Annotated in this window: 19 protein-coding genes and 2 pseudogenes; 1 reads left to right on the plus strand and 20 read right to left on the minus strand. The window is 44.1% G+C overall.

Annotation, left to right across the window (positions count from 1 at the left end):
• Positions 1-41: 41 nt before the first annotated feature.
• The 10 genes and pseudogenes from NXV01_RS14610 to NXV01_RS14655 form a co-directional block, all read right to left on the minus strand.
• Positions 42-1,300: pseudogene (locus NXV01_RS14610) on the minus strand (glycoside hydrolase family 88 protein).
• Between the two features lie 166 nt (positions 1,301-1,466).
• On the minus strand, positions 1,467-5,702 hold the full coding sequence (locus NXV01_RS14615; protein ID WP_259022748.1) for a two-component regulator propeller domain-containing protein: 4,236 nt from the start codon (positions 5,700-5,702) through the stop codon (positions 1,467-1,469).
• Positions 5,689-6,528: a transporter substrate-binding domain-containing protein gene (locus NXV01_RS14620; protein WP_195649080.1), complete on the minus strand. Its 840-nt coding sequence runs from the start codon at positions 6,526-6,528 to the stop codon at positions 5,689-5,691. Before NXV01_RS14620 ends, NXV01_RS14615 begins: the two co-directional genes overlap by 14 nt.
• A gap of 17 nt (positions 6,529-6,545) precedes the next feature.
• Entirely contained in the window at positions 6,546-8,597 is a 2,052-nt protein-coding gene (locus tag NXV01_RS14625) for a putative porin (protein ID WP_195649081.1), read from the minus strand.
• 120 nt (positions 8,598-8,717) lie between these two features.
• Positions 8,718-9,260, minus strand: a complete 543-nt coding sequence (locus tag NXV01_RS14630) for a 2-oxoacid:acceptor oxidoreductase family protein (protein WP_074556452.1) — start codon at positions 9,258-9,260, stop codon at positions 8,718-8,720.
• Positions 9,261-9,280: 20 nt separating this feature from the next.
• Positions 9,281-10,045, minus strand: a complete 765-nt coding sequence (locus tag NXV01_RS14635) for a thiamine pyrophosphate-dependent enzyme (RefSeq protein WP_005677852.1) — start codon at positions 10,043-10,045, stop codon at positions 9,281-9,283.
• 12 nt (positions 10,046-10,057) lie between these two features.
• Entirely contained in the window at positions 10,058-10,231 is a 174-nt protein-coding gene (locus NXV01_RS14640; RefSeq protein ID WP_008999147.1) for a hypothetical protein, read from the minus strand.
• A gap of 101 nt (positions 10,232-10,332) precedes the next feature.
• Positions 10,333-11,412 carry a 3-methyl-2-oxobutanoate dehydrogenase subunit VorB gene (locus tag NXV01_RS14645; RefSeq protein WP_259022749.1) on the minus strand — a complete coding sequence of 360 codons (1,080 nt, stop codon included), beginning with the start codon at positions 11,410-11,412 and terminating at the stop codon, positions 10,333-10,335.
• Between the two features lie 11 nt (positions 11,413-11,423).
• A complete protein-coding gene (locus NXV01_RS14650; protein ID WP_004297419.1) occupies positions 11,424-11,651 on the minus strand; it encodes a ferredoxin family protein in 228 nt (75 codons plus the stop codon).
• A gap of 34 nt (positions 11,652-11,685) precedes the next feature.
• Complete coding sequence (locus tag NXV01_RS14655) at positions 11,686-11,967, minus strand: tol-pal system YbgF family protein (protein ID WP_008999149.1); 282 nt, start codon at positions 11,965-11,967, stop codon at positions 11,686-11,688.
• A gap of 256 nt (positions 11,968-12,223) precedes the next feature.
• Between NXV01_RS14655 and NXV01_RS14660 the strand changes: the two genes are divergently transcribed.
• The gene (locus tag NXV01_RS14660) at positions 12,224-12,703 is read left to right on the plus strand and encodes a DUF456 domain-containing protein (RefSeq protein WP_074556510.1); all 480 of its coding nucleotides are present in this window, start codon (positions 12,224-12,226) and stop codon (positions 12,701-12,703) included.
• A 111-nt stretch (positions 12,704-12,814) separates the two neighbouring features.
• On the opposite strand, the gene rpiB is transcribed toward NXV01_RS14660, so the two are convergent.
• From rpiB to NXV01_RS14710, 10 genes and pseudogenes are all read right to left on the minus strand, one after another.
• Positions 12,815-13,249, minus strand: coding sequence for a ribose 5-phosphate isomerase B (gene rpiB, locus NXV01_RS14665; RefSeq protein WP_004309178.1), 435 nt, complete (start codon positions 13,247-13,249; stop codon positions 12,815-12,817).
• Positions 13,249-15,258, minus strand: coding sequence for a transketolase (locus NXV01_RS14670; protein WP_074556456.1), 2,010 nt, complete (start codon positions 15,256-15,258; stop codon positions 13,249-13,251). The genes rpiB and NXV01_RS14670 overlap by 1 nt, the downstream gene beginning before the upstream one ends.
• 142 nt (positions 15,259-15,400) lie before the next feature.
• Positions 15,401-16,945 (minus strand): alpha-N-arabinofuranosidase, encoded by a 1,545-nt coding sequence (locus tag NXV01_RS14675; RefSeq protein WP_148366260.1) that lies wholly within the window; start codon positions 16,943-16,945, stop codon positions 15,401-15,403.
• A gap of 66 nt (positions 16,946-17,011) precedes the next feature.
• Positions 17,012-19,414, minus strand: a complete 2,403-nt coding sequence (locus NXV01_RS14680; protein WP_259022750.1) for a glycoside hydrolase family 127 protein — start codon at positions 19,412-19,414, stop codon at positions 17,012-17,014.
• 146 nt (positions 19,415-19,560) lie between these two features.
• Positions 19,561-21,156 carry a xylulokinase gene (locus NXV01_RS14685; RefSeq protein ID WP_148366264.1) on the minus strand — a complete coding sequence of 532 codons (1,596 nt, stop codon included), beginning with the start codon at positions 21,154-21,156 and terminating at the stop codon, positions 19,561-19,563.
• Between the two features lie 22 nt (positions 21,157-21,178).
• Positions 21,179-22,708 (minus strand): L-arabinose isomerase, encoded by a 1,530-nt coding sequence (gene araA / locus NXV01_RS14690; protein WP_148366378.1) that lies wholly within the window; start codon positions 22,706-22,708, stop codon positions 21,179-21,181.
• 35 nt (positions 22,709-22,743) lie between these two features.
• Entirely contained in the window at positions 22,744-23,427 is a 684-nt protein-coding gene (locus NXV01_RS14695) for an L-ribulose-5-phosphate 4-epimerase (protein WP_074556460.1), read from the minus strand.
• A gap of 5 nt (positions 23,428-23,432) precedes the next feature.
• Positions 23,433-24,110 carry an NrtR DNA-binding winged helix domain-containing protein gene (locus tag NXV01_RS14700; RefSeq protein ID WP_074556461.1) on the minus strand — a complete coding sequence of 226 codons (678 nt, stop codon included), beginning with the start codon at positions 24,108-24,110 and terminating at the stop codon, positions 23,433-23,435.
• 23 nt (positions 24,111-24,133) lie between these two features.
• A pseudogene (locus NXV01_RS14705) lies at positions 24,134-25,829 on the minus strand (sodium:solute symporter).
• A 25-nt stretch (positions 25,830-25,854) separates the two neighbouring features.
• A complete protein-coding gene (locus NXV01_RS14710; protein ID WP_148366267.1) occupies positions 25,855-26,994 on the minus strand; it encodes an aldose epimerase family protein in 1,140 nt (379 codons plus the stop codon).

Raw genomic sequence — 26,994 nt, forward strand, 5'->3', positions numbered from 1 at the left:
TAAATAGTAAAGTGATGTGATCGTGAGAGTTGCCGGAAGATTTAGAAAAGACTTTCTTCCTTTTCCAATTTAGCTTTGCGGAGCAAGGCTTCCAGGAAATAATAGTCGGCGTATGAAAGCGGGACATCTATTTCGCTGTCGTGTGGTTTGGAACCTGTGCTGTGCAGCAACAAGAATCCTTTATCCCCGTTCAGTTGCGCACGATAGCTATGCGTCAGATTCTGGAGAATCTTATCGGCTTCCTGCTTGTATTGTTCTTTCTTTTCGGGAACGTATGTGCTTAGTTCATAAAGAGCGGATGCCATACAGGATGCAGCGGATGCGTCACGGGGTTCGTTCGGTATTCCGGGTGCGTTGAAGTCCCAATAAGGAATCAGGTCTGCCGGCAGGGTCGGATTACTGAAGATGTATTTCTCTACTTTTTCCGCCTGTTGCAGGAATTCGGGTCTGCCGGTTTCACGATAACACATGGTATATCCGTATAAGGCCCATGCTTGTCCGCGTGCCCATGCCGATTCGTCGGAATATCCCTGATGCGTCATTTTGCTGCGTACCGTTCCGTTGATGGTATCGTAATCTACTACATGATAGCAGCTGTTGTCTTCACGGAAGTGATTCTTCATGGTAGTGAGTGCATGGTTGACTGCTATATTATAATAGGTGGAGTCGTTTGTTTCGCGGAATGCCCAGAACAGAAGTTCAAGATTCAGCATATTATCGATGATAACGGGGAATTGCCATTTGTCTGCATGGTGGTCCCAGGAACGGATACAGCCGATTACCGGTTTGTAACGGGTAATCAGGGTGCGTGCGGATTGCAACAGAATATCTTTATAAGTGGAATCTCCGGTCAGACGATAACCGTTTCCATAGCTGCAATACATCTTGAAGCCCATGTCGTGTGTTTTTCCGTTATTTTTTTCGCGTTCCAGAATTTCTGTATGTTTCTGCGCCTGCTCTTTCCAATATGGATTGTGCGTGTACTCATATAGATACCAAAGCTCACCGGGGAAGAATCCACTGGTCCAGTCTTTAGAAACAACCAGTTCCAGTGAACCGTCCGGTTTGATACTGCGGGGATTGGTTAATTCCCCCAGCCTTTGTTTTCTCTCTTTTCTCTACTCTCTTGTGATTCATTGGCACGTGCCTCGTCTATTTGAGTCAGTGCGTATTTTAATTGCTGTTCGGCAAATGCGAAGTTAGAAGCAACGATATCTTGCTCTTTAGAGTGATTACAACTGGTAAGTGTGATGATTCCAAGTCCGAAGACCAACAAGTAGTTTTTAATCTTTGTTTCCATATGATTATATTAAGTAGAACAACATTGCAAATGTATGGAAACAGAGTAGAATCGGTTTGTCTAATGATGCCAGATGTTTGCATTTTCATCCCAAACAAATAAAAAAATCCGCTCTGTAAGCCTTGTTGGGACATTTTTTATTGTTTGGGACGATTTTGTAAATCGGCTATTTCCGGATGGTATCAATATCTGTATGGCCTGAATGTGACTTTTGATATTCCGATGGAGAAACACCGTAAGCTGATTTGAAACATTTCGTGAAATAGGCAAGAGTACTGAATCCCGTAGCCGTTGCAATTTCGGTAATGTTCATTTCTGTTTGCTTCAGCATTTGTGTAGCTATTTCCAAACGTTTATGACGGATAAGGTCATTCAACGGCAGGTCGGTGATAGCTTTCAGTTTCCGGTAAAGGTTGCTCCGGCTGAATCCCATCTCTTCACAGATTTTGTCTACTTTCAAATCGGGGTCGGTGAGATACTTTTCAATGATTTTAAATAGTTTCTGCATGAATTTCTCATCGGCGGAGGTCGTTTCCACTTCAATTCCCATGGATTGCAGGGAGAAGTTTTTGCTATATACGGATTTTAGCTTCTCCCGCTGCGCCAGAAGATTGTAGATACGTACCAGCAGGACATCAATATTAAATGGCTTGACCACATAATCGTCTGCTCCCGACAAGAATCCTTCTTTGACATGCATCACCATCGTGCGGGCAGTGAGTAGAATAACGGGAATATGTCCTGTCTGCAAATTGTTCTTGATAAGTGAACAAAGTTCCAGTCCGTCGATACCGGGCATCATAATGTCCGTCACCACTAGGTCGGGAAATTCTTTCAGGATAATTTCAAAAGCATCCGAACCATTGTCGGCTTCCAGTACATGGTAATATTGTTCCAAGTGTCCTTTTACGTAACTTCGTATCTCTTCGTTGTCTTCTACCAATAGAACTGTTTTGCCGGGTAGGGATGGAGTGGCTCCGGAAACGGTATTTTCGGAATCAATGGCTCCGGACATACCTTTTTCTACTTGTTCATTGGTTTCTTCCGGGAGAACAACGGCATCCGCTACCTCTTCTTCTGTCATGGTGTGGTTTGGCAATAGGATAGTGAATACGCTTCCTTTGGGGGTATTGGCTGTGACTCCAATTTCTCCGTGATGCAGATGAACAACAGATTGAGTCAGGCTTAATCCGATACCTGTGCCATTCATATTCTCGCTACCTGTCGTGTGACCAACCTGGTAGAAGGGAGTGAAGATTTGGGTACGTTCATCTTCTGGAATTCCTTTTCCCGTATCTGCTACCTGAATCACTAAATAACTTCCCTGATGGGAGGTGATAAGCGGAGAATGTTCCGATAGCCAGTCGCTATGTTCTTGGCGGAGAGTGTCTATATCTGTAATCAGCAATAAACGCAGAGTGATCGTATCTCCCGGTACTGTGAATTTGAAAGCATTCGACAATAAATTGAAAACAGCTTTTTCGAGTAAGCCCTGATCGAAGCAGGCTGTCACCTCACCTTGAGGGGCCTGATATTCAAAGTGAATCCGTTTGCTTTCGGCAATCTGCCTGAATGTATAGAATATTTCGAGCAGGAAAGCATTCAGGTCGCTTTGAGACAGTTGGAGAGTAAGATTACCACTCTGGTTCTTCTGTAAATCCATCAATTGATTGACGAGAAGTAATAATCGGCGGGCATTTTTCAGAATCATTTCCAGTTGTGTTCTGATAAACTGGGGAACTTCTGCCCGTTTCATCAACTCTTCCAACGGACTGATGATAAGTGTCAGTGGAGTACGTAACTCATGCGAGAAGTTGGTGAACAGGTGTAGCTTTGTCTGATGGAATTCTTCCATGCGTTGTTTTTCCATTTGCTTCATGCGCAAGTCCAGTTCCAGTTTATGCTTACTGTACATATAATAGCCGATAGTAAACATGATTCCCAATGCGGATAGGACATAGAGAATATAGGCCAGTGGCGTTCCCCACCACGGAGAGCGAATGATGATTTCCATTTTCTTTCCGGTTTCATTCCATACGCCGTCATTGTTGGATGCTATGACCTGGAATGTATATTTTCCCGGAGCGATGTTGGTATAGAATGCTTCTTTACGACTACCTACGTAATTCCAGTCTTCGTCGTGACCGGAGAGTTTATAGGCATATTGGTTCTGTTTATGCAGAATGTAGTTCAAGGCACTGTATGCAATGGAAAAATTATTCTGATTGTAGGCAAGTACCAATGTTTGTGTATCATCCGGGGCACTATCCAGCAGATGAGTATCATCATTCGGTGTGATAACCTTATTGTTTACGGTCAGTTGGGTCAGTACTACCGGCGGCATGGTGTTATTCTTTAGGAGAGAGCCGGGGGTAAAAGAAAGGAAACCATTGCTTCCGCTAAAGTAGATCTCACCGTGGGGCAGACTGATGACTCCCTGCGGTGTAAACTCCAACGTTTCAGAACCGACAAAACAGTCATAACTACGTATCTGCCCGGTCTTGGTATTCAGCTCGGCTATTTCCTTATCGACACTAATCCATAAGTTATTATTGTGCTCCACCATGGCATATACCTCATTATTGGGTAGCCCCTCTTTCTTGCCAATATGTTTGACGACGCCTGTTCCTTGTTTATACAGGTATATTCCCCCTCCGAAAGTGCTGAACCAGATTTCACCGTTCGCTTTGCGCACCATGGAAGTGATGTAGTTATTTTCGAGTTTCTGATTGGGATTTGTCTCTGACATATTGCAACGGAGCACCGTTCCTTTTTGCATATCATATTCGTAGAGCCCGAACGACCGGGTTCCTATCAGAAAGGTATGGGCATTCAGTGGCAGGAAACTCCGGAGACTGGTAAAGTTGACAAACTCCTTCTTCTCTTTGCCATACGGGAACTGATTCGTGATTTTTCCGTCCGGAGACAGTTTCACCAGTCCTTTGTCGGCTGTCGTTCCAATCCATAGATTATTCTCTGCATCTTTATAAAAAGTATAGATAGCTATATTTTTTTCCCGGTCGAATGAATATACTAATGTGAACTTTCTGGAGGGAATATGGAATTTATAGACTCCTCCGGTACTTGTGCCACACCAGATGTAATCTCCGTCCAGTAACAGGGATTTGATGATGTTCTTGTTAAACAATCCTTGGGATGTCTGTTCAATCAGGAAGTTGGTATATTTCTTGGTGATGGGATCGAACTGCATTAATCCTCCTCCCTCTGTTGCAATCCACAATGAAGTGGAATCATACACCATCGTGCCAAAGATATTATATAACTTCTGGTTGTTATTCTCTACCGGATGGTAAAAGATGAATCGGTTATTGAGCGGGTTATAGTAGTTCACACCACCGGAGTAGGTACCTACCCAGAGCGTTTTTTCCCGGTCGATGTAGATACTGCGGACGGAAAAATGACTTAGGCTGTTCTGGTTGGCATCGAACCGGTTGTACTTGGATATATCATCATTTCTTAAATCCAGAATACTAAGTCCGTCAAACGTCCCGATAATCAATTTCTGGTCCTGCTCGGTGATGCAACGGATATAGTCATTTGTCAGTCCGCTGTTTTTCTGATTGTAGATGGATAAGTCTTTGGTCTTCGGGTTCCATTTATTCAGTCCTCTGGTTTCTGTTCCTATCCATATCTGATGTCGGGAGTCTTCGAAAATACAACTGATTGCGTCGTCCGACAGGGCAGGCAGTGTGCTTTTATTGAGTTGCTGAATCAACTCCATTTCAGGCGTACAGATAAATAATCCGTGACGGTGGGTACCAATATAAAGCCGTTTTTCTGCATCAATATAAAGCTGCATGATTGCTTCATTCTCCGGGATATGGTCGGAATATTTCTTCTTGAATTCCCCGGAACGGGGGTACCATATACATAACCCTGTTCGGGTACCAACCCACAGATTTCCGGACTGGTCAAATTGAAGAACGGCAATGTTGTTTCCTGCCATGCTTGGATAATCGTCCGTTTGATATTTGGTAATCTGATTGGTTTTGAGATTGATATAATTAAGCCCGTTATTGGTGCCTACCCACAATCCGTCATTTGCATCGTCCGGCAACAGGCAGGTGATATGATTGTCCGACAATGAATGAGGATCATCGTTATCATGCTTGTATACAGTAAATTTCTCCCCGTCGTATTTGTTTAATCCATTGCGGGTGGCAAACCAGATATACCCTTTGGAGTCTTGGGCAATGGCAAGGACTGATAGTTGCGACAAGCCATTCTTGAGATTGATATTCGAGAAATTGAATATCCCGCTTTCTGCGGCATGGGTCCGTGGAAAGCAGATAGTCAGGAGAATCAGGAAAGCAATAAAAGAAAATGAACGTATATGGAATCGAAGTTTTTGTGTAATAGAAATAAGGTTATTCTTTATCATAGTATTTCTTATAAATCTTTTGGTATTCCTTTTCCTTTTGGAATTTATCCAGCCATGTATTCAAACTATCGAGTAAGGCGGGGGATTGTTTGCTGACTGCCCATGAGTAGAACTGCGTGAAGCTGATAGCTGTATTAATATCTATTTGCGGCAACGAATCTGCTGCTGCCAGTGCGATACTTTCGTCACAAACGGCATAGTCGATGTCTCCATGCGCTACCATTGATATCAATTGTTCGGAACCGTATTTATCAATCTCTTTGATATAGATCGTGTCTCCGATCTCATTGCCTAAATTCTGAATACGCAAAATAGAAGGAGAACTTTTTACGACATGAAGTGTTCGCTGGGCTAAATCCAGCTGGGTACGGATATAGAGCGAATCATTCTCTCCAGTTTCTTTGCGTTGCACCAGCACTTGCTTGTTGAGGAAAATGGGAGAGGTGAGAAGCAGAGAGTCTTTTAACTTGCTGGTGGCTAATATGCCATAAGCAATCACATCATAACGTCCCTCGCTTAATCCTTCCAACCGCTTTTCGAAACTCATGATAGGTGTTATTTCGGCTTTGAGCCCTTTGTCCCGGGCGAATGCCTGGATCAGTTCGTAATGAAAACCGGAAACAGTGTCACTGTCTACATAAAAACTGATGGAATTATATTCAGTGGCTACACGTATGATACCCTCTTTGGCAATGGCAGCATAATCACGCGGATGTCCCGCAGGTTTTTCCTGCTTGCCGCATTGACGGAAAGAGGAGATAAATGCCAATACAACAATCACTGGCACTAAATATCTGAACAGTCTCAATTTGGGGCGTGATACCATAAGCCGTATAGTTTTTGTTAATCATAGAAATTCCATGAAAGACCGAATTTCAGCACACGTGGGTTGATGGGGTAGTGCGGAGACAAAAAGTAATTCGGACTGCTCATGCCCTGGTTCACGTGATACATCATTACATAGAAACGTGTACGCTTTAAATGTAAATTTGCATATACATTCACAATCGGATAACCTCCTATCTGTACTTGGTCGTCTGTCGGTTGCAGATGAAAATTCTGAATGGCCGGCATATAGGCAGGTGCATTGTATTTGCTGAAATAACGCACGTCGGCTCCCAATTGCACACTAAGTACTTTCTTCGCCAGTTTGAACTGCATATAGAAGTTATGATATAGCGAGAGATCAGGTAGGGGAAGTACAGTCTGGTCACTGGATTTCTGCCAGGTCACTTCATTGTCCAGATGGAAGATTCCCAACTTGAAGTCCTGATTAAGACTTGCAGATAATACCTGTATACTTCCGCTGTTCTGTTCTGGTGTTGCTTCTTGGTTGAAGTAAGTATAGTTCTTGATGTTTTCAACTCCTGCTTTCAGGCGTGTCCTCCAACGTGCAATGCTCAATTCCCCCTCAATACGGGTACGGAATTCCTTGTCCATATCGTCGTCCCACATAAAATGCTTGGAATGATAATGGCGCATATAGAAAGGAGCAAGCTTATTGCTGACTTCACCACGGGCTATCAGACTGACGGTATCTTTCCATAACGGGAAGTTCAGGTCAATATCTCCTTTTACATTAAATTGTCCGATGGCTTTTCCTGCCAATCCCACTTCTCCGATAGCATGGTAATGAAGTACATTTCCTTCACGTTTGGATAATTCTCCTCCAACAAATATTTCATTTTCGTTGTATTTGTCGGGCAACGGATTTCCTTCCATATTCATCAATGTATACTTGCTGATTTTATAGGAAGCGAATGCCGTCAATCCGGCTTTGGCATATTTATTAAAGCCTTCCAATAGAGCAATACCTATGGTATTCTTGATTCCTACATAGGTGGTACTGTCTCTGGCCGTAGGATTATCTGGGTCTAAATAAGTGTTTTGATAATAATTCTTCTCGCGCATATCATCATTCGAGTTGAAGGTATGCCGTGCCCGTTCTACCTGGATGGTGTGTATAAAACTGGTAACGGGGACAAACTCCTGTTTGGCGGGAGTGGTGTCATTTTCAGCCTGTGGTATGTCACGACTGAATCCCAGATTATATCGTTGGGTCAGGAAGACATAAAAGTCATGGTTACGGTTGGTCGTTGCATTTAGTACGGTAGGAATATTGGTTGACTCATATTCTCTTTGACCTTGCGCCATTTCTTCCGGTGCAGTGATATAGCGGTCGTCCTCAATACCTCCGTTTTCGTTTGTTTTCAGGTAATTGTTGCTGTATATAGCTTGCATCTGATATTTGTCGCCGATATAGCTACCGAAAACAGCTGCGTTAAAATACGCCGTATTCTGATTATTGTAATATCCTCGTCCGTACAGGTAATCTATATTAAATCCGAAAGCCAGTTTCTTGTTTACATTGACAGAGAAGTAAGATTTGAAACGCTCTTCCCCGTTCACTTTATTACCGGCTTTGTGATACGTCAGATTCGTATAAGGTACGTTACTGTTGGTAAAATTAAATTCCGTAGGACGAATAAAGAAACTGGAGAAAGGCTCCATGAAAATAGTCGGTTCCGGGTCACGGCGGTCAAAGAAGATGCGTGACATACGGGGAGAACCCATATTGGCCAGATAATTGTAATGTCCGGTAAGTCCTTCGGTCAGGTTTGAATTCTGGAAATGATGAAAGGCTGTATCTGCCGGTACTATGGTCCGGTCGCCCAACTGGTTTTTGATACGCCACATATACAATTTTGGAGGCAATCCCTGTACTTCGACATTTGCACTATCCAATCTGTCCGGAATCATGGCAGGGTCTACCTGATTTCCGTATTGGTCGTATCCGTTTTCGTCTACTCTCTGGCGACCATTATCGAACTGTGCCTGAACAGTCGTCAAACCTATAACGGAAAGTAATATATATAATAGTAAGATTCGTCTCATAATTGGAGGCAAAGATACTTACTTTAATTGAGAATTGAGAATTGAGAATTGAAAAATATGTTGCATCCTTTACTTGGCGAGCAATTATTTCTTAATTCTCAATTCTTAATTTTTAATTTATTAAACCTCACGGATTAACTCCATCCCTTTCTTGATAGCTTCCTCGTTCATAGGAATCAAGTGGTGGTGGCGTTCCGGCAAGGTTTTCTTCAATCCTTTAACCACATTCTCCAAAGTTACAACCGGACGAAGTTTCAATAAACCGCCAAGTACGATCATGTTGAATGCTTTGGCATTGTTCATCTCGTTGGCTGCATCCATTGCGTCAATACGATATACTTTGATATCCTTGCGAGTAGGAGGGTGGATAATTCCGTAACCGTCATAAATCAGGATACCGCCGGGTTTCACTTTGCTTTCGAACTTCTCGAGTGAAGGCTGGTTCAGAATGATGGCAGCATCATATTTACTTAGAATCGGTGAAGATATCTTGTCGTCGCTTACAATAACTGTAACGTTGGCCGTTCCACCTCGTTGTTCAGGACCATAAGCCGGCATCCAGCTCACTTCTTTGCCTTCCATCAGACCGGAATATGCCAGAATCTTACCCATAGACAATACGCCTTGTCCACCGAAGCCTGCTATAATAATTTCTTCTTTCATTGTTCTGTTGACTTTTAGCGTTATTCTTTATCTTTTAAATCACCTAGCGGATAGAATGGGAACATGTGTTCTTCCATCCATTTGTTTGCTTTTTCGGGAGTCATCTTCCAGCCGGAGCTGCAAGTAGAAACGATTTCCACCAGGTTGGAACCTTTACCGCTCATGGAATTCTCAAACGCCTTACGGATTGCTTTCTTAGCTTTGCGGATAGCCGGTACGGATTGTACGGACTGGCGGGTTACGTAAGCGGTTCCTTCCAATTGGGCAGCGATTTCAGTAATCTTCAGCGGATAGCCATGAAGTTCCACGTCACGTCCGTAAGGACAAGTCGAACTCTTCATTCCTACCAGTGTAGTCGGGGCCATTTGACCACCTGTCATACCATAGATGGCATTGTTGATAAAGATAATCGTAATGTTTTCGCCACGGTTCAAAGCATGTATGGTTTCAGCTGTACCGATACAGGCCAAGTCACCGTCGCCTTGGTATGTAAATACGAGACGGTCCGGCCACAAGCGTTTGACAGCGGTTGCCACAGCAGGAGCGCGCCCGTGTGCTGCTTCTTGCCAGTCAATGTCCAGATAGTTATAGGCGAAAACCGCACATCCTACCGGAGAGATTCCCACTGTTTTATCTTCCATGCCCATTTCCTCTATTACTTCGGCAATGAGTTTGTGTACCACGCCGTGACTGCAGCCCGGACAGTAGTGCATGGCGTTATCGTTCATCAGAGTCGGTTTTTTGTAAACCAGATTCTCGGGTTTGATTATTTCTTCTTTAGTCATAACTTCTTCTCCTTATCTGTTGGTGAACCGTATAAAAAACTCCATCAGCTTGACAAAGATTGCCGCGCCGCATACGTAGATAAACATTTTGAAATCTTCTTTGGCTACAAAATAGATGATGATGGCTGCGACGGCCAATATCATAAAGAGGATATTCAGTACGTTTCTTATTTTATCGGGATTCATCGCTTTATTTACTATTTTTTATTTACGATTTACGATTAAGATTATTTTGCGACTTACCATAGTTACTTTAATCGTAAATCGTAAATAGTCTAATCGTCTAATTACATTATTTTTTCTTCCAAGGCAGTTACAATTTCATCCGGGTCGGGCACAATACCGCCGAGGCGTCCGAAATGTTCTACCTTTATTTTACCGTTAACAGCCAGGCGGACATCTTCAATCATCTGTCCGGCATTCAGTTCCGTAACAAGCATGCCCTTTACTTTATCAGCATAAGAGGCAATTGCCTTTGTCGGGAATGGCCACAAGGTGATCGGACGCAGAATACCTACTTTGATACCCTTTTCACGAGCCAGTTCCATTGCTTTTTGGCCAATGCGTGCCATTGAACCAAAGGCGATGATCAGATATTCTGCATCTTTGCAGTTTATTTCTTCAAAACGTACTTCGTTTTCTTCGATTTTACGATACTTGGCCTGGAAGCGGAGGTTGTTGATTTCCATTGCTTCCGGTTTCAGTTCCAGAGAAGTGATAATGTTCGGTTTGCGGCCTTTCGCCTTTCCGGTAGTAGCCCATGGGCATTGTTCGATTACTTCCGCTTCCGTGCGGCGTGCTTTTTGAGCAGGAAGAACTACTTTTTCCATCATCTGTCCGATCACACCATCAGCAAGAATAATAGCCGGATTACGGTATTTGAATGCCAATTCGAATCCCAGTGCTACGAAATCCGCCATTTCCTGTACGGATGCCGGTGCGAGTGCTATCAGTCTGTAGTCACCATGACCACCACCTTTTACAGTCTGGAAGTAGTCTGCCTGGCTCGGTTGGATGGTTCCCAGTCCGGGACCGCCACGCATCACATTCACAATCAGACAAGGAAGTTCGGCACCTGCGATGTAAGAGATACCTTCCTGTTTCAGACTTACACCAGGACTTGAGGATGATGTCATAACCATTTTTCCACTACCTGCACCTCCATATACCATATTGATAGCTGCCACTTCACTTTCTGCCTGGAGTACTACCATGCCGGTTGTTTCCCACGGTTTCAGTTCGGCCAGCGTTTCCAACACTTCCGATTGGGGAGTAATAGGATATCCGAAGTATCCATCCGCACCGCAGCGGATAGCTGCATGGGCGATGGCTTCGTTTCCTTTCATTAATACAACTTCTTCTGCCATATTCTTTTCTTTTATTCTACTTTTACTTTATACACTGAAATACATCCGTCCGGACAAACCGTTGCACACGAGCTGCATCCGTTGCAGGTATCTTCTTTTACTTGCCAGGCATAGTTATAGCCTTTCATATTTACCTCTTTATTGAGGGCGATTACATCGAGCGGACATGCCACTACACACAGGTTGCATCCTTTGCAACGCTCCGTGTCGACTACGATTGCTCCTTTGATTTTTGCCATAATCTTTATTTTATTACGTTATCTTTGAATTCGATTATTGATTAAACATATCTTTGTGGTAGAAATTGAGGATATCAATTGCCATTTTCCTGGCCTGAACGGCAGGGCTGTCCGGATTGAGCTCGATGGCATACTGGTAGTTGTCCAGTGCCCGCTTCCAATCTCCTTTTTTTCGGTAGGCATTTCCCCGTAAATAGTAAAGAGTATCTTTCTCTTTTTCGACAGAAGTGTCCTGGAGAAGCTGGTCCAATTGCTTAATCGCTGTGTCCACATCCCCCTGATTGATAAGCTCTTTTAGGTTGTCTATTTGCTCCATTTCTTTCGTCTTTCGGGATTCTGAAACGCAAAGATAGTTTTTATTTGTGTAAATGGGGCAAATGAAGACGGAAATTTACAACGTTTGGACTTTATTGTATATTGTATAGTAGAGGCGGATTATCCTCTGATATGCTACACGCTCTTGTCATTATTAAGCAGGCAGTGAAGGGGAAAGGGGTAGAAAAATTCTTGATGTTAGCTTGTTTTTACTGAAAGATACGGTATTTTTGTGCAGAATTAAAAAAGAACAGACTATGCTAGATATTATTTTGATTGTAATTGGCGTGCTTTGTATGATAGCTGGGTTGGCGGGTTGTATCCTTCCGTTTCTTCCCGGTACTCCCATTGCTTATTTAGGGCTGGTCATTCTGGATCTTACCGATAAAGTGCAATATACTACAACACAATTAATTGTGTGGCTTTTGATTGTGGTCGTTTTGCAAGTATTGGATTACTTCATGCCGATGCTGGGGAGCAAGTATAGTGGCGGTAGTAAATGGGGAAATTGGGGATGTATTATAGGAACTCTTGTCGGCCTTCTTTTTTTGCCTTGGGGAATTATTCTTGGTCCTTTTCTAGGAGCGGTGATTGGTGAATTATTGGGAAATAAAGAGTTTTTCCAAGCACTCAAATCCGGTGTAGGTTCATTAATCGGATTTATATTCGGAACTTTTCTAAAGTTTGTTGTTTGCGGTTATTTTTGTTATCAGTTTATTGTGGGGTTGGTGCGATAAGTACTTTCCTTTCATAACCTCATATACAAGAAACTCTGATATCAGTATAAAAATAAAGCTGCCCTTCAAAAAGAAGAACAGCTTTACTCATGTTTGATTTATCTTCAGGCTTTATTTTACCGGAATCTTGTCAATACGGTTCTGATGACGACCGCCATCAAACTTTGTAGAGAAGAACTCTGTCAAAATCATATCCGCTTCTTCAGTGCTGATGAAGCGTCCCGGCATGACCAGAACATTAGCGTCGTTGTGCTGACGAGCCAAGTGCGCAATTTCTGCATTCCAGCAGAGAGCAGCACGAATTCCCTGGTGCTTGTTCAGCGTCATATTGATTCCGTTTCCACTGCCGCAGATAGCGATACCGGGATAACATTCTCCCGATTCCACTGCAAGAGCCAGTGGATGAGCATAATCCGGATAGTCTACGCTAGCGGTAGAGTTAGTTCCGAAATCCTTGTAAGCCCAGCCTTTTACTTCCAGCCAGCCGCGAACATATTCTTTCAGTTCAAAACCGGCATGGTCGCATGCTAATCCGATTGTTTTCATTAGAGCATTGCTTTTACCTGGTTATATACGTTCTCGGCAGTAAATCCAAGTTTCTCATCCAACACTTTGTAAGGAGCAGAGAAACCGAAAGATTCCAATCCCCAAACTTTACCGTGGCAACCTACCAGACCTTGAAGATTAACAGGCAGACCGGCAGTCATACCGAAAATCTTTGCATCTGCCGGGAGAACAGCTTCCTGATATTCTTTCGGTTGGTTACGGAACAGACCTTCAGACGGAGCGGATACAATGCGTACCTTTACGCCATCTTTGCGCAGCAATTCTGTGCCGGCTACCAATGTAGCCACTTCAGAACCTGAAGCTACCAGGATTACATCCGGATTTTCGTCAGAACCTGCTACGATATACGCACCCTTAGCTGCCTGTTCGTAATCAGTTCCTGCCGGTAAGTTGGCAATATTCTGGCGAGAGAAGATCAATCCTGTCGGAGTAGACATATTTTCCATGGCAAGTTTCCATGCAATAGTTGTTTCTTCTGCATCGGCCGGACGAAGTACCAACATAGAGTTGTGTCCCTTGTGGTTCTTTAGTTTTTCCATCAGGCGGATTTGTGCTTCCTGTTCTACCGGTTCGTGAGTAGGACCGTCTTCACCTACGCGGAATGCGTCGTGTGTCCAGATGAATTTCACCGGTTGTTCCATCAAAGCAGCCATACGTACGGCAGGTTTCATGTAATCGGAGAATACGAAGAATGTACCGCAAGCAGCGATTACACCACCGTGGAGTGACATACCGATACAGATACAAGCCATCGACAATTCTGATACACCTGCCTGGAAGAATGCTCCGCTGAAATCACCTTTCTTGAAAGAATGAGTCTTTTTCAGGAAACCGTCAGTCTTGTCAGAGTTAGAAAGGTCGGCAGAAGCAACGATCATGTTTTCTACTTGTGTGGCAAGTGCGCCCAGTACAGTGGCAGATGCAGCACGAGTAGCGCTACCAGCTTTCTGTTCGATAGCAGCCCAGTCCACTTTCGGAGCTTTGCCCGAGAAGAAAAGTTCCAGTTTGGCAGCTTGTTCCGGGTTTGCTTTCGCCCATGCAGCTTTTGCAGCATATTTCTCAGCTACAATTTTCTTCAGCTCTTCTGCACGTTTTGCATACAGCTCGGCTACTTCCGGGAATATAACGAACGGGTTAGTAGGATCACCACCCAAATTCTTGATTGTATTTACATAAGCGTCGCCACCGAGAGGAGCACCGTGTGTAGCGCAGTTAGCTTCATAGCTGCTGCCGTCTGCCTTGCGTGCACCTTTACCCATAACCGTTTTGCCGATAATCAGTGTAGGGCGTTCTTTTTCAGCCTGTGCTTCTTTGATTGCTGCGCGGATTTCGTCAGGATCATTACCGTTGATGCTAAGTACGTTCCATCCCCATGCTTCATATTTCATGGCAGTATCTTCAACGGTTACATCTTTCGTTTCAGTAGAAAGCTGGATATCGTTGGAGTCATAGAACATAATCAGGTTGTCCAGTCCCAGTGCACCGGCAATACGTCCGGAACCTTGAGAGATTTCTTCCTGGATACCACCGTCAGAGATGTAAGCATAGATTGTTTGATTCATCACTTCGTTGAAACGGGCTTTCAGGAATTTGGCAGCGATGGCAGCACCCACAGCGAAAGTGTGTCCTTGTCCCAACGGACCGGAAGTATTTTCAATGCCCCGCATGATATCCACTTCTGGGTGTCCCGGAGTAGGGCTTCCCCATTGACGGAATTCTTTCAGTTCGTCCAGAGTGAATTTACCGGTCAATGCCAGTGTAGAATAAAGCATCGGAGACATATGGCCCGGATCCAGGAAGAAGCGGTCACGTCCTTCCCAACGGGGATTTTCAGGATCGTATACTAGAAACTCAGAGAAGAGTACATTTACAAAATCAGCACCACCCATGGCGCCACCCGGGTGACCGGAATTGGCTTTCTCAACCATTGAAGCAGCAAGAATACGGATGTTATCCGCTGCACGATTCATAAGTTTGTTATCGTTCATATCATTAAAATTTAATTGATTTCTGTCAGATTGTTCGCAAAGATAACTCTTTATGTGGATTTAACAATCCAAAAGAGCTATCTTTTTTATCGACAATTTTACAGTCTTCTTGTTTGTGATACAATAAGTAATTGCCCTAAAATTACTGTAACTCTAAAGTAACAATGGACTTAGCAGGAAGTTTTACCTTCATTGTTCCTTTATTGATTTTTACCTCTTTGAAAGGTGCCGGCTTTACAATATTAGGGTTTTCAAAAGAATTGTAATCGGTCAGTTTGGCGGAGGTCAGAATCTCTCCAACTGCTTTTTTTGCTTTCGTATCACCCAAATTGATGGTGATTTCCTGTGCTTCGTCAGCATCTACATTAGAAAGAGAAAGGTGAATCACTCCATCCTTGTTTTTGGAAGCTGTGGCGCTTACCATCGGAACGGTACGGTTATCACGTACACTCATCTTTTCGCAAGTCAGCTCAATGGGAAGATAAGTGGCATCCTGATGTACTTTATACATCTTGAAGACATAATAAGTAGGAGTGAGCACCATTTCTTTGTCTTTCGTCAGAATCATGGATTGAAGTACATTGACTATCTGCGCGATATTTGCCATCTTCAGGCGGTCTGTATATTTGTGGAATACGTCAAGGCTTAAAGAAGCAACGAAAGCATCGCGCAATGTATTCTGCTGATACAGGTGTCCTTTGATGGTTCCCGGTTCTTCATCCCACCAGGTTCCCCATTCGTCGAGTAAAAGAGCGATCTTTTTGTCCTTGTCATATTTATCCATGATGGCACAATGCTTCTTGAGCACATCTTCCACTTCCAGGCATTTACCCATTGTCCAATAATAATCATCCTTGTTGAATTGAGTGGCTGCTCCTTTGCTGCCGCTCCATCCGGTTACGGTGTAATAGTGGAGAGAAAGCCCCTGCATACGATGTCCTACACGATTCATCAATACGTCTGTCCAGTTGTAGTCATAATCACTTGCACCGCTGGCAATTTTGAACAGACGGTTGCCGTCGTAGTTGCGGCAATAGGTAGAATAACGACGGTATAAGTCCGCATAATATTCCGGACGCATACTGCCACCACAACCCCAACTTTCATTTCCTACTCCCAGATATTTGAGCTTCCATGCTTTGTCACGACCATTCTTACGACGGAGATTGGCCATGGGAGAGTCCCCGTCCGAGGTCATATATTCCACCCATTTGGCGAGTTCTTCTACGGTACCGCTACCTACATTTCCACTTACGTAAGGCTCACAACCCAGCATTTCGCAAAGATTCAGGAACTCATGTGTACCGAAACTGTTATCTTCAATCGTTCCGCCCCAGTTGTTATTCACCATCTTCGGACGGTTTTCTTTCGGACCGATGCCGTCCATCCAATGATACTCATCGGCAAAGCAGCCACCCGGCCAGCGTAGAACGGGAACAGCCAAGTCTTTTAATGCATTGAATACATCTGTACGGTATCCCTTGATATTGGGTATATCTGACTTTTCGCCTACCCAAAGACCACCGTAGATACATGAACCCAGGTGTTCGGCAAACTGACCGTAGATTTCTTTCGGGATAATTTCTTTGCCTTGGTCGGCATGTACAGTTATGGTAGCACTCTTTTGCGCGGAAAGAGATACTGATGCTGCCAGAAAGGCCGTACTGACTAATAGTTTTGCTTTCATAAATGGTATTTGTTTAATGATTATATAGATGTTTGATTTTGATGATGGTTATTTCTTTTTGAACGTTTATTTTAGTAAACGTACTTCGTAAATTGCAGGTGTCCATTCCGTTCCGTCAGGGATGAAACGTATCGGACAGCTGCCTGTATTCAGTTTTTGAGGCAGGACATAAGAAAGGGTGATAAAACCATCTTTATCTGCTTCACTGATCATTGGATTAACAGCCAACTTTTCATTATTCAGTAGAATAGCTACTTTGTTACGGTCATCTTTCCGTATTGTAATCAGTATGCGGCTTGCCTCTTCTTTTACTTTCAGTTGATAGCCGAACCAACCTTTGGCACGACGGAAGTGCCGGTCTGTGTTCGTTCCGGTTTCTGCCTGCTCATATTGGATGCCATGGTCGGATTCCGGCTGCTGTTCGCCGGGGAAGATAAGATCAATGGTTTGATTAGCTAATTCGGTTGCTTTTCGTTCAGCCGTTGCCATTTCTTCCTGAATGGCTTTGAACTGCTCTTCGCTTGTCTGCCGGAAATAAACGGCATAGCGGGAATTATGCAGGCGGAAGAAGGGAACAAGCTTCAATGCTTTGCCTTGTGCAGGGTAAACATCTCCGTTGTAGCTGAAAGCGATCCGGCTGCCTTGTTCTTTGTGAAGAGACTTACGGATGGAATCGGGATTTCCTATCAACATCGGAACTTCCTGTAACGAAATTTGTTTGCCATGAGCGATATGTCCGCCACGACTATCATCGGCATATAAACCATCGAGGTGTTCAGTGCCCGTGGAAGCTGCAAGAACGATAGGACCGTATAAGAAAGCATAATAATCTTTCTTGTCGGGAATCTGTTCCATGTTGACTTTCATCGGTAAGTTGAAAGTAACGATATCTCCTTTCTTCCATTTGCGGGAGAGAGGAAGATACTGATTACCTTTTGCCATAATGAATATTTTTCTTTTCCCATTGATGCTGATGCTATAGCCTTTGGATTGGTTAGCCCATTCCGGAATACGTATCATTAAAGTACGTTTTTTCTGGGGCGCTTCATCTATTCGCAAAGTTACCTTACCGTCGTCAGGGAATCGGGTTTCCTGTGTCAAAGTTACGCCTTGCTCTTTCCAGGTCAGTTGTGAAGGGATGAAGAGATTGATATAAAGCGTATCTTTCTGATGTGCATAAATAAATTCACCGTATTTGGTATGATTCTCCAAGCCAGAACCGACACAGCACCACATGGATGTTTCCGGTTGTGAGTACACACGATAGTGTCCCGGGCGCATGGGAGTGAAATAGACAAATCCACCCTTATTCGGTTCCTGCGATGCAAGAATGTGATTGTAAAGCGCACGTTCGTAATAGTTTACGTAGTTGGGATCAGGCTCCTGTGTATTGTTGGGATTGTGAGAATTCTGGTAAAGCATTTTAGTAAGACGGAGCATGTTGTAAGTATTACAGGTTTCCGGTCCTTGAACGTCGTTCAGCATGGACGTGAAGTTATCCGCCGGGTGGAAATGTTCACGGACACTATTTCCTCCGATGCAGACGGAACGGTGATTGACTACCGTATTCCAAAAGAAACGGGCGGCATGATCCCATTCAGCAGCATGATTCCAACTCTTGTCATCTTGCGAAAGTTCGGCTATTCGTTTGTAACCGATCACTTTGGGAATCTGTGTGTTGGCGTGCATACCTGTCAGCTTGTCTTCATCTTTGATAAGCGGGTCGAGGATAAGTTTGTGGGAGAAACGGCGGGCCAGTTCCAGATATTTCTTGTCGCCTGTGATTTCAGCCACATCAGCGAAAGTCTCATTTAATCCGCCATGTTCGCTACGAAGCATATCCTGCATTTGTTCGTCGCTCAAACCGGAAGTGATGTCTATCATCCAGTCTGTAAGGTCAATCAGCATTTTACGTGCCAGATCGCTTCCTGCATACAAGTAAGCGTCCCGTAATCCTGCATACGTTTTATGTATATTGTATAGAGGTACCCATTTGCCGTTAAGGTCGAAACCTCCGGCACGGATCTTTCCAGCTTTTATTTCTTCCCAAAGTTGGAGGCTTCCCGGAGTTCCTCCGATGAATCCTGTACCTACAGCTTGCTGTGCATGATGCAACTCATTCAGCATATAGTGGAGGCGGTTGTAGACAGCAGTATCTCCGGTAGCGGCATACATCATGGAGAGGGCGGATAGATAATGTCCGCCGATATGTCCGTCCAATCCGGTATTTTCCCAGTTGGTATAGCCAGGAGCTTTAGGTTGTAAACCTGCTTCGCGTAGAAAAGGAGCGAGCAGACGGTCGGGGTTTAAGGCAAGTATATAATGTAAATCAGTCTGTTGGGCTTGCAGGAACGGGCTATCCAATAGTTTTACATTCTGTAAAGGGAAGTAAGACACCTGTGGAGCATTTTGTGCTTTAGCCAGTGAGGCGGACAGGACAAGGCTAAGTATGAACGAGGTGGTTTTCATGGTAATAGTCTCCCCTTTTCCCTCTCCCAAAGAGGAGAGGGGTGGGGATAGTTAATGTTAATATTTAGTGAGAATTGGTTCTTGCTAAACAGCGATTTGTCGGCAATTTCTTGATGAATATATAACAAGGAATTGCCAATTGTCAACTATTTAAATTTGACCGCTGCCTCTTCGATGGGCAATCCTGCCTTGTAGTTTTCGATGTATGTATTAAAGCCGGCTACATCTTCGGGTGTGGGTGATACCTCGACACCGGCATCTCCGACAAATACACTTTCATCCAGGAAGTCGGCAAGAGATTGTTTCTTTTCGTTGTTCACGAGATAAGAACCTAACAAGGCAATCCCCCAGGCACCACCTTCACCGGCTGTTTCCATCACCGAAATAGGCGAGTTGATAGCTGCTGCAAGGATTCTTTGACCTACTCCCTTTGTTCTGAACAGTCCTCCGTGACCTGTAATTCTATCCACTTTGATTTTTTCTTCGTTGAACAGGATATCATTACCAATCTTGAGAACACCTACTGAAGCATATAGGTGAGTCCGCATAAAGTTGGCCAAATTGAACTTGTCATTGGCAGAACGTACAAATAACGGTCTTCCGTCCGCAAGTCCTGTTACAGGTTCGCCTGAAATATAGTTGTATGAAAGGAGACCTCCGCAATCTGTGTCACCGGTAAGTGCGATATGGTAGAGTTTACTATAGATTTCATCCATATTTACAGGTATGCCCAGAAGTTCCTGATATTCCTTAAACAGGTTGACCCATGCATTGAGATCAGAAGTACAGTTATTGCAATGTACCATGGCTACGAGGCTTCCGTCAGGAGTTGTGACCATGTCGATCATTTCGTATGGCTTGGACAAGTCTTTCTCCAATACAATCATAGAGAATGAAGAAGTACCTGCCGATACATTTCCGGTACGCTGTTTCACAGCATTGGTTGCAACCATACCGGTGCCGGCATCTCCTTCCGGAGGACAAACGGGTATTCCTGCTTTCAAATTGCCCGATACGTCGAGCTTTTTACTACCTTCCGGTGTGAGGACACCTGCATTTTCACCTGCCGATAATACTTTAGGCAGAATATCCTGCAGCTTCCAGCTATATTCTTTCGGAGCAATCAGCTTATCGAACTTAGCCACCATTTCGGCAGAATAGTTGTTAGTAGTCGGATCTATAGGAAGCATACCCGATGCATCACCTATTCCCAACACCTTTTTGCCTGTGATCTGCCAATGCACATAACCTGCCAGAGTGGTCAAGAAGTCAATCTCATTCACATGTGCTTCGTTGTCCAAAATAGCCTGATATAAGTGGGAAATGCTCCACCGCAGAGGGATATTATAGACAAATAGTTCGGACAAAATAGCCGCTGCGCGGCCTGTATTGGTGTTTCTCCAAGTGCGGAAAGGCACGAGGATTTCTTCTTTTTTGTTGAATGGCATATAACCATGCATCATGGCGCTGACACCGATGGCAGCCAGCGTCTCGATCTCTATGCCGTATGCATTCTTTACGTTCGTACGAAGATCGGCATAGCAATCTTGCAGCCCTGACCAGATGGCTTCAATGCTATACGTCCAAAGTCCGTCAACTAACTGGTTTTCCCAAGTGTGGCTACCTTGAGCAATAGGCTTGTTTTCCTGATCAATCAAGACAGCTTTTATTCGTGTTGAACCGAGTTCTATGCCAAGAATAGCTTTACCTGCCTCGATGGTTGATTTTGCATCTAATTTCATGTTGAAATCAATATTTTAAGGTTTAGCAAAGTGCTTTATTCAACATGTAATAAACTTCGTTCATGCGCAGTTCTTTCTTGAAACAGCTGATTGTAGTATCCTTGTTGATATGTACCATTTCGATACCTGCGATTTCAGCATAATCTTCCCAATATTCTGCTGTCAGGTCGTAAGAGAAGCAAGAGTGGTGAGTTCCACCAGCCAGAATCCATGCACCTGCACCTACTTCAAGGTTTGGCATCGGAATCCAGAGAGCAGAAGCAACCGGCAACTTAGGCAGCGGTTTCGGCTCGATACATTCTACGTCGTTCACGATCAGACGGAAACGGTTACCCATATCTACAACAGTAGCAGTGCAGCCAGTACCGACTTTTGAAGTGAAGACCAGACGTGCAGTCTGACTCTTGCGGATACCTATACCGAGGAAGTGTACTTCCAGACGAGGTTTGTTGGCAGCGATAAGCGGACAGATTTCCAACATGTGTGACTGAAGGATAGAGCTGTTTGCACCATCGAAGTTCAGAGTGTAATCTTCCAGGAATGAGCAGCCTTTAGGAAGTCCCTGATTCATTACCCATACAGTGCGGTAAAGAGCAGCCGATTTCCAGTCACCTTCAGCACCGAATCCGTAACCTTCCGCCATCAGACGTTGTGAGGCAAGACCCGGGATTTGATCGAAACCATTGTATTCAATGTCGCCCAAATCGTCGAAGTTGGTAGTAAACCCTTTCGCACCTTTAGCTTTCAGGATAGCACGCATAGCCAGTTCAGCCTTGGCAGCATTCCATACTTTCTGGTAAGCTTCAGTTGATTTATCTTCCAAAGAAGCATCGTGATCGTACTCCTTGAAGTAAGTAGCTACCAATGCATCTACATCTTCATTTTTGATATCTTTGTGATATTCCATCAATTCGCTTACCGGACAGTAATCTACGTGGTAACCCATACGCTGTTCAGCTTCCACTTTATCACCATCGGTTACAGCTACGTTGTTCATCTGGTCGCCGAAACGGATAATCAGCATATCCTGTGAATCTGCCCAACCGGCACAAACACGCATCCAAACGGCAATCTTATGCAAAGTCTCTTCTTCTTTCCAGTAACCTACCACCACTTTACGACGGATACGCATACGGGTACAGATATGTCCGAATTCGCGGTCACCGTGAGCAGACTGGTTCAGATTCATGAAGTCCATGTCCATGGTATCCCAAGGAATTTCCTTGTTGAATTGAGTATGCAGGTGCAACAAAGGTTTCTTCAACTGTTGCAAACCGTGAATCCACATTTTAGCAGGGGAGAACGTATGCATCCAAGTGATAACACCGACACACTTTTCGTCATTGTTGGCTGCTTTGAAAACAGCTTCCACTTCTTTAGAAGAATTAGCTGTTCCTTTGTATACCACCTTTACAGGAAGTTTACCGGATTCGTTCAATCCGTTAACCATTTCATTAGAGTGTGCATCTACTGCGATTACTGCGTCACCTCCGTACAAAAGCTGTGCTCCTGTTACGAACCATACTTCATATTGATCAAATACGTTATTCATCATGTTATAGTTTAAATTTATAATTTTTAATTGTTTTACTGTCCATAATAAGCATTCGGGCCATGCTTGCGGCTGAAATGTTTCTCTATCAGCAGCGGATTCATTGTTAAATTGGGATTTACCGCATAAGCGATACTTGCCATTTTAGCTACCTGTTCCATAACCACAGCATTGTGTACGGCGTCGTATGCGTCTTTTCCCCAAGAGAAAGGACCATGATTTTTCACCAATACTCCCGGTGTATGTACAGGGTTCAAGCCTTCAAAACGTTTCACTATTACATTACCGGTTTCCAGCTCGTAAGCACCTTTCACTTCCGCTTCCGTCATATCCGCTGTGCAGGGAATGGCATCATGGAAGTAATCTGCATGAGTGGTTCCGATATTCGGAATGTCACATCCGGCTTGTGCCCATGCTGTTGCATAGGTAGAGTGTGTATGTACCACTCCTCCGATTTCCGGAAATGCTTTGTAAAGCACTACGTGAGTAGGGGTGTCTGAAGATGGCTTCAGCCGTCCTTCAACGACCTTGCCATCCAGATCCACTACTACCATATCTTCGGCTTTCATGTCATCATAACTTACACCACTGGGTTTGATTACTACCAATCCGCTTTCACGGTCAATGGCAGAAACATTTCCCCAGGTAAAGATGACTAATCCATGCTTTACCAATTCGAGATTGGCATGAAATACTTTTTCTTTTAGTTCTTCCAGCATAATGATTAGATTTTAAATTTCGGGTCTTTGCGGTAAGCCTTGCCGTTGAACTTATACAAGGCAGCGCCGCGTTTAGAACTTAGTTTATCAATTTTATCAGTTTTCTCTATATAATCCATTTCAGCCACTCTTTTACGGAAGTTCCGTTTATCCATCGTCTCACCATAAATGGCCTCATATAGACTTTGCAGTTGAGTCAACGTAAAGAGTTTCGGAAGCAGATTGAATCCGATAGGTTCCACGGACGCTTTCTGTTTCATCAGTTCCTGTGCCTTCTCCACCATTTCAGGATGGTCGAAAATAAGTGGGGGAAGCTCGTTTATTTTCACCCAGTGAGCATTGTGTTTCCGAACCAGATTCAGATCATATTTATTGATGTTGATTAACGCGTAATAAGCCACAGAGATTACCCGTTCACCCGGATCGCGGTCAATTGCTCCGAAGGTTCCCACCTGTTCCATATAAACGTTTTCCAGTCCGGTGAGCTCATGCAATACACGTTTGGCGGCATCGTCCACACTTTCATCTTTCTGCACGAATCCTCCCATCAGAGACCATTCACCCATTGCCGGCTCAAAGTTTCTCTTCAACAGGAGCAGGCTGATTTCCCCTTCGGAGAAACCGAAGATGATACAGTCGATGCCGACATAGAAAGTCGGATTTGAGCTATAATAATTGTTCATTGTTGTCGTAGTGAATTATTTAATTACCAGAAATACCAGTAGAAAGCGGCTGTAATAGACAGGATTATTACAGTATGAATAATATCCCAGTGATCCCAGCTGACACGAGTAGCCGCTTTTTGTTCTTTAGTAGCTGTACCGAATACCAGTCCCTGAATCTTTTCTGCTGTCGGGGCCTTTGTTGTTAGACTAACTACGATTACTACAATCATACAGAATAGGAACATCCATCCGCAGAAGAACAGCCAGTTCATATCATAAAACAAATATTTGAATGTAGAATCAGCCACTTCACCCGCGTTGCTATAGTATACTTTAGCACCCAGACGCGTCAAGCCGATGACCATACCGGAAATCAGTCCCCACATACCACCTTGAGCAGAAGTACGTTTCCAGCAGACCCCCCAGTAAAAACGCAGCAGCGATACCTGGAGCCAGGACTGACTGAACATCCTGCAAATAGGTGTAAAGTACATCACCTACACTACGCATGATAGGAATCCAAAGAATACCTAAAATAACGATTACAACTGTTGCAACCTGGCCGATACCAACCAGTTTCTTTTCCGGAGTTTCCGGTCTGAAACGCTTGTAGAAGTCGATAGTGAACAACATGGCCGATGAGTTGAACAAAGAGGCAAGAGAACTCATCAAAGCGGCAAGAATACCACATACTACCAGACCTTTTACCCCGGCAGGAAGTAATTTGGCAACCAATGTCGGGAAAGCGGCATCGGCATTTGCAGTTCCATTAGCCAGCATCGGAAGGAAACCCTCACCACCGGCACCGATATATTTCTGGTGCAAGGCGAATGCAATCATACCCGGAATCAAGAAAAGGAATACAGGTAACAGTTTCAGGTAAGCTCCGAAGATAGTACCACGGCGAGCTTCTTTCTCATTCTTTCCTGAAAGTACACGCTGCACAATAAACTGGTCAGTACACCAGTACCAGAATCCGATGATAGCTGAACCGATCAAAGCACCCAACCATGGGAAGTTTGCATCATCATTGCTACGAATCAGGTTGGTCATGGTATCACCATAATCATTTACGGTCACAGCACCACAGACTCTCATCATTTCGTCCCATCCGCCTAGTTCTTTGAAACCAAGCACAAGGATAATTAAGGAGCCTAACAATAGGATTGGAGTTTGAAGAACAGAAGTATAAAGAACGGATTTCATACCTCCGAAGATGGTATAAATTGCGGTCAACACTACCAGACCGATAGCTGCAATCCAGAAGAAATCAATTCCCCAAAGTTCTTTGATGCCGAATACCTGCTGGAACACCAGACCACCGGCATATACAGTTACGGCTACTTTGGTCAAGACATAACTAACCAGAGAGATTACAGACAAGATAGTACGTGATTGAGGATTATAGCGGCGTTCCAGGAATTCCGGCATCGTATATACCATGCTTCGTGAATAGAAAGGCACGAACACCCATCCCAGAATCAAAATCATCCATCCTTGAATTTCCCAGTGAGCCATAGCCATACCACTGGATGCTCCGGCTCCTGCCAGTCCGATCAAGTGCTCCGAGCCAATGTTCGATGCGAAGATAGAGGCACCGATCGCAAGCCATGTTGCGTCACGTCCACCTAAGAAATAATCTGCCGAGTCATTTTGTTTTTGTCTGACTACCCAAACAATAATACCAATCAGAGCCAGAAAAAAGACTCCGATTACTAGCCAATCTAATGCTTCCACGATAAAAATGATTTATGAGTTAATATTATCTCTCTACAGAGAATTTGAAAATACATTCGCTGTTGTAAGTTTGTCCCGGTTCCAGAACAACAGACGGCCAGTCTGCCTTGTTAGGGCTGTCAGGATAGTGTTGTGTTTCCAGACAAACGGAAGCACGTTGGTTGTAAACGATACCTTTCTTGCCGGTTACGGTTCCATCGAGGAAGTTACCTGTATAAACCTGTATACCCGGTTCGTTGGTATATACTTCCAGAGTAATGCCGCTTTCGGGTGAAGTAAGTTTGGCGGCTGCTTGAGAAAGATCTCCCTTAGTGTTCAATACCCAGTTATGATCATATCCGTTTCCATTCTTTAATTGAACGAAATCATAGTTATTGATTTCCTTACCCACGGCTTTCGGAGTAGTAAAGTCCATCGGAGTGTCTTTAACCGGAGCAATTTCGCCTGTAGTCATAAAGGTGCTGTCTACCGGAGTATAGTAGTCTGCATTCACATACATGATATGGTCGGTTGAAATTTTAGACGGATCACCGGAAAGATTGAAATAAGAGTGGTTGGTCATGTTGATGATCGTCTTTTTATCAGTAGTTGCGCTATATTTGATGTCGATAGCGTTGTCATCAGTCAGTTTGTAAGTCACTTTAGCTGTTACGTTGCCCGGGAAATTAGCATCTCCATCCGGTGAAATACGAGTCAGCTCCAGTGTTGTCGGATCGATAAGATTGGCTTCATAAACCTGGTATTGCCAGCCTTTCGGACCTCCGTGCAGGCAGTGTCCGTAATTGTTTTGTGGTAACTGGATCGTATCGCCATCCAATACAAAACGTCCCTGGTTGATACGGTTTGCATAGCGTCCGATAGAAGCGCCAAAGTCGCTGGGAATATTGATATAATCAGCAATGCTGTCAAAACCTAAAACTACATCCTGCATCTGACCGTTCTTGTCGGGTACCATGATAGACACGATACGTCCTCCGAAGTTAGTGATGCATACTTCCATGCCTGCCTTATTCTTTAGTGTGTAAAGAGCTGTTTGGGCATTATTCACTTCTGTTTGAAATTTTACCGGATCAAGACCGGACAAGGTCAGCTCGGAAGCCGGTTTGTTATTGCACGCAGCCAGCATCAGCACGGCAATTCCTGCAAGTAGAAAATGTTTTTTCAT

The sequence above is a fragment of the Bacteroides sp. BFG-606 genome, from assembly GCF_024788145.1.
Classification (GTDB): Bacteria; Bacteroidota; Bacteroidia; order Bacteroidales; family Bacteroidaceae; genus Bacteroides; species Bacteroides vicugnae.